Below are 2,299 nucleotides of genomic sequence, written 5' to 3'. Positions count from 1 at the left end.
AAGTTTGCATCTGTGTATAGCAATTGTGGTTTCATGGGGATTCCTTTGATTGAAGCATTGCTTGGAGCTGATGGAACATTTTTTGCAATTCCTTACTTGGCGGTGTTCAATATTTTGTTGTGGAGTCATGGAATTGGTTTGTACGAGATGACTGGAAATGGCAAGATCCAATGGAACAAAGTTGTGAAAAATCCTTGTATTATTTCGTCTGTTTTGGGATTTATTTTGTTTTTCTTCGGGGTTATTTATAAAATGCCGAATGTTGTGACAAAACCTGTTTTTTATTTGGCTAGTATGAATACTCCTCTTAGTATGATAATTATCGGCGCAAATTTCGTGAGTATTACTGAGCCCTTTCACAGGGATAAAATGGCGTGGGAAGTTTCTTTTATCAGAAATATTTTGTTTCCTTTGATTTATATCGCAATTTTGTTCATTATTCCGATGAAAACAGATGCAAAGATTGCAACGTTGGCGATGGCATCAGCTCCGATTGCAGGAGTGAGCGTGCTTTTCTGTTTGATGTTTAATAAATCTACGGATTTTCCATCAAGGGCTTTGTGTTTGTCGACGATATTTTCGGTGGTGACTTTGCCGGTGATAATTACTATTGGTAGTTTAATCCTTTAAATTGGCAAATTTTTTTGAAACGCATATATAATCTAATGTGAATATATGGTAAAATAAGGTTAACAATACTTTTGTTAACCAATATTTTTTTGTAAAGAGGTGATAGTTTGAGCGATTTAATAAAAAAAGAATTAATACGAATTGAAGATCGTGCAAATGATTGGAAGGATGCAATCAGAATTGCAGCAAAAAGTTTGTTGGACAATGGTTACATTAACGAACAATATGTAGAAGACATGATAAAAAGCGTTGAGGATGCTGGCCCTTACATTGTGCTTGCTCCGAACATTGCGGTTCCTCACGCACGACCAAACGGCAATGTAGCTAAAATGGCTATTAGTTTGACAAAATTAAATGAGCCTGTGAATTTTAGAAACGAAGAAGAGGATGAGGACAACTGGGTAAGAATTTTGTTCTGTTTGGCAGCGGTAGATTCTTCATCACACATTGTAGCACTTCAACAGTTGGCAGTGCTTTTGGATTCGGACGAAATCACAGATGAGCTTATCGACGCAAAATCTGAGGACGAAATGTTGGATATTATTAACAAAAAATTAGAGGAGGGAAATGATGATTAATATTGTTACTGTATGTGGTAATGGAATTGGAAGTAGTCTTCTTTTGAAAATGAAGGTTGAAACTATTTGCAAGGAAATGGGAATTGAAGCGAACGTTGAATCTTGTGATTCTAACGCAGCTGTAGGAAAGGGCGCTGACCTTTTCGTAACTGTTAAGGAATTCAAATCAATTTTTTCAGATGATCAAAAAGTAGCCATTGTAAAAAGCTACACTAACAGAAAGAAAATCGAAGAAGATTTGGTTCCTGTATTAGAAGAATTCAAATAAAAATTTAGGAGGAATTTATGGGATTTTTAAACGTAATAAAGGATATTTTATCTGAACCTGCGTTTTTGATGGGTCTTATCGCGATGGTAGGTCTTATCGCTCTTAAAAAACCAGCTCACAAGGTAATGACTGGTACATTAGGTCCAATCTTAGGATATTTAATGTTGGCTGCAGGTGCAAATGTCATCACGACTAACTTGGATCCATTGAGTCAAATGATTCAACACGGATTCAACATCACAGGTGTTGTTCCTAATAACGAAGCTATCACATCTGTTGCACAAAAAGTTTTGGGCGTAGAAACAATGTCAATTTTGTTAGTAGGACTTATTTTTAACTTATTAATAGCAAGATTTACAAGATACAAATATATTTTCTTAACTGGTCACCACAGCTTTTTCATGGCTTGTCTATTGTCAGCAACTTTAGGTGCAATCGGATTTAAGGGCGTGGCTTTGGTATTGGCTGGTGGATTTATATTGGGAGCTTGGAGTTCAATCTCTCCAGCAATCGGACAAAAATACACTTTGAAAGCTACTGACGGAGACGAAATAGCTCTTGGTCACTTTGGTTCATTGGGATATTATTTGTCGGCGTTTATCGGTTCATTAGTTGGAAAAGATTCCAAATCAACTGAAGATATCGAAATTCCTGAAAAATGGGGTTTCTTGAGAAATACTACAATTTCAACAGCGTTAACAATGATTGTGTTCTATCTAATCGCAAGCATCAAAGCTGGTCCAGATTTCGTTGGCAAAATGTCTAACGGACAAAACCCATATTTGTTTGCAATCATCTCTGCATTAAACTTCGCAGTTGGTGT

General features: G+C 36.3%; 4 protein-coding genes. All 4 read left to right on the top strand.

The annotated features are described in order from the left end of the window. Positions 1 to 630, top strand: a 630-nt coding sequence (locus tag KHW44_RS08780) for an AEC family transporter (RefSeq protein ID WP_304068553.1), incomplete at its 5' end; no start/stop codon positions are given. Between the two features lie 107 nt (positions 631 to 737). Next, positions 738 to 1,208: a PTS sugar transporter subunit IIA gene (locus tag KHW44_RS08775; RefSeq protein ID WP_304068550.1), complete on the top strand. Its 471-nt coding sequence runs from the start codon at positions 738 to 740 to the stop codon at positions 1,206 to 1,208. After that, positions 1,201 to 1,476 carry a PTS sugar transporter subunit IIB gene (locus tag KHW44_RS08770; protein ID WP_278731637.1) on the top strand — a complete coding sequence of 92 codons (276 nt, stop codon included), beginning with the start codon at positions 1,201 to 1,203 and terminating at the stop codon, positions 1,474 to 1,476. Before KHW44_RS08775 ends, KHW44_RS08770 begins: the two co-directional genes overlap by 8 nt. Positions 1,477 to 1,493: 17 nt before the next feature. Continuing rightward, the coding region (locus KHW44_RS08765) for a PTS ascorbate transporter subunit IIC (protein WP_304068545.1) at positions 1,494 to 2,299 on the top strand (806 nt) is incomplete at its 3' end.

This window comes from Finegoldia magna (genome assembly GCF_018371055.1).
Classification (GTDB): domain Bacteria; phylum Bacillota; class Clostridia; order Tissierellales; family Peptoniphilaceae; genus Finegoldia; species Finegoldia magna_I.
Note: the sequence above shows the minus strand (reverse complement) of the source record. Positions and strands in the feature narration are given on the sequence as shown.